Here is a 6,315-nt window from a genome sequence, read left to right as displayed (position 1 = left end):
GTGATCCATCCACAGGTGGATGGGGCGCCTGACGGCATCTCGATCTTTACCCGGTACAGCTGTCCAGTGGGAGTCGTCGAAGCGATAGAGACCGTGGTTGGGCCGAATGGCGTAGGTGCCATCAAAGATGGTCCAGGCGGTCAGTGCTTTGTAGTGAGACTCGGTCGGCTCTGGCGACCACATGACGGGAGTATTTTTGTTCTTCCAGGTGATGGCAGGGCGAGCTATGTCCTCTATTGCGCGATAGGCGTCAGCACCGTGGCGGCAGATGAAGTCATCGGCGCCGTTCTTGTCTCCGTTCAGCTCGCATGGCAAAAGCACAACCGAGACGGACGCGCCCTTGTCGGATAGGCGCCTGACCAAGCGGTGGAGAGCTTCGCGGACGGTGTCTTTGACGGTGACATCGCTGTCAAAAACCAAAAGCACCTGGCGCCCAGACCAGTCGATGTCGGCGAGTTCAGGGATCAGCTCTTGGTGCCCAACACGCTTATCCGTCCAGGCATCAACGCCCGACAGGCCGATGGTGGCGAAGCCATGGTGATTTAGGCAGTCGGCTTTTTTCTCGCCTTCTGTGATGCGGAGGAGTTTGCCCTTGCCAAGAGCACCCTTGGGCATCAGCGGGGAGAAGTAGGGGCGGCAGCCACCTCCCTTTGGCGAGAGATACTTTGGGGGCTTTTCGCCTTTGAGCTGATCGGGGTCGGGTTTAAGGCGAAAGAAGGGTTTGCCGTCATGGATGAAGGGTTCGCCTTCGGGGTCGTTCATCGGGACAACCCAGCCGCTTAAGGGGTAGCCCGTTAGCTCTTGGCTTTCCTCAGCGGTGACGACGCGGTAGAGAAGGCGGTAGTGAATTTCCGGCGGCAGTCCTGAGGCGATCAGCTCTTGGGAGGGGAAGGTTGAGAGGGACATGAAGCCTGTCTCTTGGATGCGAGGTCCGGCCCTGAACCGGGGAAAGGGAATACGTGTTCTTCGTTGGATCGGTGGTGTGCGTTTGTGGTTGGGGTTCAGGCCCAATCAATGACCCGCAGCATTGCTTTGCAGTTGGCAGACATTGCAGGAAGCAGCCATCAGATTTGTCCTGCAACGGCTATCGCTGGCACGTGCTCGTCGAGCCACTTGCGGACAGCCCAGCGAACTTCGGCTGCGGCGCTTCTCTCGTGACTGGCGGCTAACAAAAGGAGCCGGTCGTGGTCGTCTGCTGACAGGGCTAACTGAGTCGAAATGACTTGCCGGCCGGCCGCCTTGCTTGTATGTGACATGTAGTTAAACCGTTTCAGCCGCCCACCAGAACGACGAAACCATGCTGGTGTTTGAGTCCCACCTGCTAGCCGAGCACTTCACCTCTGAAATCAATCGGCTCTGGAAAGGCGCTGAGCTCGGCATCACCGAGCGGCTGCAACGCAAGCAGGCGCGACAGCAGGTGAGCTGCGGCAGCGGGGTGCAAAGGGGATAAGCGGGAAAAAGTGGGAACAACAACAAGCTCGCTCGGCAGCAGCTCCTGACCAGCGCCTGGATGACCCTGCGGAGGGGTTACTAGTTCTGCAGTAGCTAAGCCGAACTCAAGGCAAGGACGACTACTGGAGTCGCAAGTGAGTCTGCTGCTGAAATCGCAGCATCAAGGGAACTTATCGCAAATATTTTTACCTGAAATGCAACCAAAAATAAAGCCAGCATCTAGGGTTCAGCAAGGCAAACATTCGCAGCACTAATCCAGGCCTGAACGGGTACCAAACACAAAGGCAACAATATTCTTGCTTTTTGAACCCGACCTTTTATTTCTAGCCTTTTTTGATCCCTAAGGCAGGCTATAAACCATGTCACTTCAGGTCAACAGAACAAATATTCAAATTCGACCGGACCCTTCGCGGGTGTTTTTAAGGGCCTTCGAAACGAGTGGCAGGGAACGCATTCAACGAATTGTTGCTCGGGTCATGGCCCTAAGCCGCTCCGAGGCGGAGCGCGAAGCCGCCATCATGCTGGAGAGCTTTGAAGGCCGCCATGAAAAGCTGCAGGCCTTTCTACTCACTCGTTTCGGCCATGTGAGCGAGCATCTGATCACCGATCGGCCCCTAAACCGCTGTGAACGACTGCTGATCGGTGCCTATTTCACACTGGAATATTCCCTTGAAGCGGCGGCTCTCTTCAATCCATCGATCGTGCGGCATCCGGATCAGTCGGGTATAGATGAAGGCAGCATGCGCTTTCTCCTAAGCCTACGGGCTACGGGCGAAGGCCATATCTCCTCAATTGTTTTTCGCACTGGCGTAATCAACCGAGAGGGAGGTATCACCCTCGATCAGCCGAGCCCCTTTGTGGCAGCTGCTGATGTGCATCCAAACCCAAGCTATGAAAAGCATCTGTTCGAGCGAAAGCTTGTTGAAATGGGCTTGCTTTCGCATCTTGCTCAGCGGCTAATGGATCAGCTGCCTGATTTTTTCAGCTTTGAGGAACTCAAGGAATTAACCAACCAAGCCCTGCGCAGTGACCGTCTCGCCAATACAGACAGGGCGCAGATAGTGGAAAGCGTACTATCGCTGGCACGCGCGAATTACGAGCTCAGCTTCGACACAGGTGACGACTGCTCAGAGCGGGCTATCTTCCCCACCTCTCCCACCGAAAGTCGAGGCATTGAAGATGCACGATTTGTTGCTTTTAAGGAAGGCGGGCAGACTACCTATTATGCAACCTATAGCGCCTATGACGGTCAGCTTGTCTTCCCCCAGTTGCTGGAAACTAAAGACTTCACCAAGTTCAAAATAAGCACCTTAAACGGCCCTGAAGTGGCAAATAAGGGCATGGCCCTATTCCCAAGAAAACTTGGAGACTCATACGCCATGCTTTCCAGGCAGGATGGCGAGAATATCTATCTGATGTATTCAGACCAGCTGCACTTCTGGTATGAAAAGCGTATTTTGATGCGGCCCACCTACCCCTGGGAGTTCGTTCAGATTGGCAACTGTGGCTCACCAATCGAAACCGAAGCTGGCTGGCTGGTACTGACCCATGGCGTTGGACCAATGCGTAGATACACCATAGGCGCGATTCTGCTCAACATTAACGATCCAAGCCAAGTGATCGGCCGCCTCAAGGAGCCCCTGCTAGAGCCAACCAAGGAGGAGAGAGAGGGATATGTTCCGAATGTTGTCTATAGTTGCGGATCACTAATCCATGCCGATAAGCTGATCATACCTTACGCCATGAGCGATCAGTCAGCCACTTTTGCCACCGTATCCGTTAAGGAGTTATTGCGAAAATTGAAGGCCAACCCACTGGAGAAATATCCTTGAAGCCAAGATCTACTCAAAAAATTGCAATCGTTGGCGACTATCTGCCAAGGAAATGTGGGATCGCCACCTTCTCACACTCGGTTTATCGAGCTCTCTCCGACGACGCAGCCGACAACGAATGCTTCATCGTTGCGCTAAACGACGTTCCCGAAGGCTACGCCTATCCACCGGAAGTTCGTTTTGAGATTGCGGAGCAGGATTTAAGCAGCTATCGCCGCGCTGCCGATTTCCTGAATCTCACCGATACGGATGTCATCTGCCTCCAGCACGAATTTGGCATCTATGGCGGCCCAGCTGGCAAGCATATCTTAACGCTTTTGCGCCATGTCCATATCCCTGTGGTTACCCAACTCCATACGATCCTGGAGGAGCCCAGCGCAGAACATCTGCATGTGATGAAGGAGCTCGCCGCACTTTCAGCACGGATCATTGTGATGAGTGAACGGGGGCGCCGAATTCTTGAGGAAATCTACGGGTTGCAAGCAGATCATCTAGATGTGATCCCCCATGGTGTGCCAGACATGCCGTTTGTAGATCCCAACTATTACAAAGATCAGTTTGGTGTTGAAGGCAAAAAAGTTCTTCTTACTTTTGGGTTGATCTCGCCAGCCAAGGGGATAGAAAACGTTATCCGGGCCTTACCTGAGGTGGTCAAGGTATTCCCCGAGGTCGTCTATATCGTATTGGGTGCCACCCATCCCCACCTGCTACGCGAGCAGGGCGAAACCTATCGCTTAAGTCTTGAAAGGCTTGCCCTTGAGCTTGGGGTTAGAAAGCAGGTAATCTTTTACAACCGCTTTGTGAGCGCTGAAGAGCTTAAAGATTTTCTTGGTGTTGCGGATATTTATATCACTCCCTACCTCAACCGTGATCAGATAACTTCCGGTACCCTCTCCTATGCCTTCGGTTGCGGCAAGGCGGTGATCTCCACTCCCTACTGGCATGCAGAAGAGCTGCTTGCTGAAGACCGGGGCGTGTTAGTGCCCTTTCGCAACAGTGATGCAATTGCCGAAGCACTGATCGGTTTGTTGATCGATGAAGTGCGTAGACATGCCATGCGCAAGCAGGCCTACCTACTTGGTAGGGGCATGATCTGGAGCCAGGTGGCTGAACTTTATGCCAGCTCATTTGAGCGAGCCAGGCTAGATCGTGGCAACGGAGTGGAGCTGCACTCCCCAATCAAGCCCTTGGAGCAGGAACCGCGCGAGCTGCCGGCCTTAAGGCTTGAGCATCTGAAGAGAATCTCGGATTCAACAGGTATTTATCAGCACGCTAAATTCACCTTTCCCAATTTCAAGGAAGGATATTGCACGGATGACAATGTTCGCGCTCTGCAATTACTTGTAATGCTCGAAGAATCGGGGGATGCCACGCCCGATGTACAAGCACTGGCTACTTGTTATGCATCGTTTATTAACTATGCCTACATCCCGGGAACTTGCCGATTTCATAACTTCATGAGCTTCGAGCGCACCTGGCTCGATGAAGATGGCTCCGATGATTGCCTGGGCCGCACCTTGCTAGCCCTGGCTGCCTGTGTAGGCAGATCCCGCCGCGATGATTTGCGCCACTGGGCAGTGGATCTGTTTCAGCTGGCGCTCCCCTCGGTCACCAAAACAACGAGTCCACGGGCCTGGGCCCTTGGACTCAAATCTATCCACGAGTATCTGCGCAAGCTAAGTGGTGATCGAACCGTCGATCTGATGCGCGATACCCTCACCGATCAGTTACTGGTGGCCTTCGATCAAAACTCCGGTGATGAATGGCCCTGGTTTGAGGATGTGCTCAGTTACGACAATGCTTCCCTGCCGCACGCCCTGATCCTCAGTGGCCGCTGGTCGAATCGAAGCGAAGCCCTTGATGTGGGTCTGCGCAGTCTGCGCTGGTTGATGGCAGAGCAAACCGCTGAAGCTGGCCATTTCAGGCCAATTGGTTCCAATGGCTTCTACCGCCGGGGCCAGCAGCGGGCCACCTTCGACCAGCAACCACTGGAGGCCTGCGCTTCAGTGTCGGCTTGCGTTGAGGCCTGGTCAGCTACGGGCGATAGCTTCTGGCTCCGCGAGGCCTGGCGAGCCTTTGCCTGGTTCCTAGGCGACAACGACCTGCACCTGCCGCTCTATGACGCACGCACTGGCGGCTGCTTCGACGGTCTTCAAGACGACAGCGTCAACATGAACCAGGGTGCCGAATCAACTCTGGCTTTCCTCCTGGCTCTGCAGGAGATGCGACTAATCGAACTCGCTCGCCATTCAATCCCCAAGCCATGAATAAGATCCGCATCGGCGCCATAGGAGCGGGAGGGTTTGGCCTGTTTGCCCTCCAGCAGTTTCTACAAGTTGAGGGGGCGGAGCTGGTGGCCATGGCTGGCACCCATCGAGAGGCAGCCCTCGCCATGGCCCGCCGTTTCGGAGTTACTGAAACCCTGGAGGTGGAAAGCCTGCTCCAACTTGATCAGGTTGACCTTGTTTACATCGCCACGCCGCCCTTCCTCCATTACGCCCAGGTGCGTGCAGCACTGGAGGCAGGCAAGCATGTGATCTGCGAGAAGCCGCTGGCGCTAAGCCTGGCCCAAGCTGATGAGCTATTGCAGCTGGCCCTCTCCCGCGATCGCCTCTGCATCGCCAACCTGATGCAGCGCTACAACCCGCTATTTGAGGCCGTGCGCCAACTGATCGATTCCAAGGTGATCGGCGAGTGCCTGCATGGCTGGTTTGATAATGCCGCCGGCGATGGGGGGCTTTCAGCCGAGCACTGGTTCTGGGATCGCAGCAAAAGTGGCGGCATCTTCATTGAACATGGCGTGCATTTCTTCGATCTGTTCGAAGGTTGGCTGGGGAAGGGAGAGGTTGTCTCCTCCCAGCGGACTCTGCGCCCAGGCTCCGGCATTGAGGAGCAGGTGCAGTGCGTAGTGCGCTACGGCAATGGTGCCCTAATCAACTTCTATCACGGCTTCACCCAGCCGGCACGGCTGGAGCGCCAGGAATTCAGGCTGCTATTTGAACACGGTGAATTGACCCTGGAGGAATGGGTA

5 protein-coding genes are annotated in these 6,315 nt (G+C 54.9%); 4 read left to right on the top strand and 1 reads right to left on the bottom strand.

Annotation, left to right across the window (positions count from 1 at the left end; genetic code table 11):
- The coding region (locus KBY72_RS13770; RefSeq protein ID WP_254993813.1) for a DUF3854 domain-containing protein at positions 1 to 906 on the bottom strand (906 nt) is incomplete at its 3' end.
- Positions 907 to 1,297: 391 nt separating this feature from the next.
- Between KBY72_RS13770 and KBY72_RS13765 the strand changes: the two genes are divergently transcribed.
- From KBY72_RS13765 to KBY72_RS13750, 4 genes are all read left to right on the top strand, one after another.
- Complete coding sequence (locus KBY72_RS13765) at positions 1,298 to 1,450, top strand: hypothetical protein (protein WP_254960482.1); 153 nt, start codon at positions 1,298 to 1,300, stop codon at positions 1,448 to 1,450.
- A 361-nt stretch (positions 1,451 to 1,811) separates the two neighbouring features.
- On the top strand, positions 1,812 to 3,284 hold the full coding sequence (locus KBY72_RS13760; protein ID WP_254961325.1) for a glycoside hydrolase family 130 protein: 1,473 nt from the start codon (positions 1,812 to 1,814) through the stop codon (positions 3,282 to 3,284).
- Complete coding sequence (locus KBY72_RS13755) at positions 3,281 to 5,551, top strand: glycosyltransferase family 4 protein (protein WP_254961326.1); 2,271 nt, start codon at positions 3,281 to 3,283, stop codon at positions 5,549 to 5,551. The genes KBY72_RS13760 and KBY72_RS13755 overlap by 4 nt, the downstream gene beginning before the upstream one ends.
- Positions 5,548 to 6,315, top strand: a 768-nt coding sequence (locus KBY72_RS13750) for a Gfo/Idh/MocA family protein (protein WP_254993812.1), incomplete at its 3' end; no start/stop codon positions are given. The genes KBY72_RS13755 and KBY72_RS13750, both read left to right, overlap by 4 nt.

Origin of the sequence: Cyanobium sp. BA5m-21, from assembly GCF_024346235.1 — a bacterium.
GTDB classification, from domain to species: domain Bacteria; phylum Cyanobacteriota; class Cyanobacteriia; order PCC-6307; family Cyanobiaceae; genus Cyanobium_A; species Cyanobium_A usitatum.
Note: the sequence above shows the minus strand (reverse complement) of the source record. Positions and strands in the feature narration are given on the sequence as shown.

Excerpts from the sequence above, each read along its gene's own strand:
- KBY72_RS13765 (WP_254960482.1), top strand. The coding sequence starts at position 1,298 with ATGCTGGTGTTTGAGTCCCACCTGCTAGCCGAGCACTTCACCTCTGAA.
- KBY72_RS13760 (WP_254961325.1), top strand. The coding sequence starts at position 1,812 with ATGTCACTTCAGGTCAACAGAACAAATATTCAAATTCGACCGGACCCT.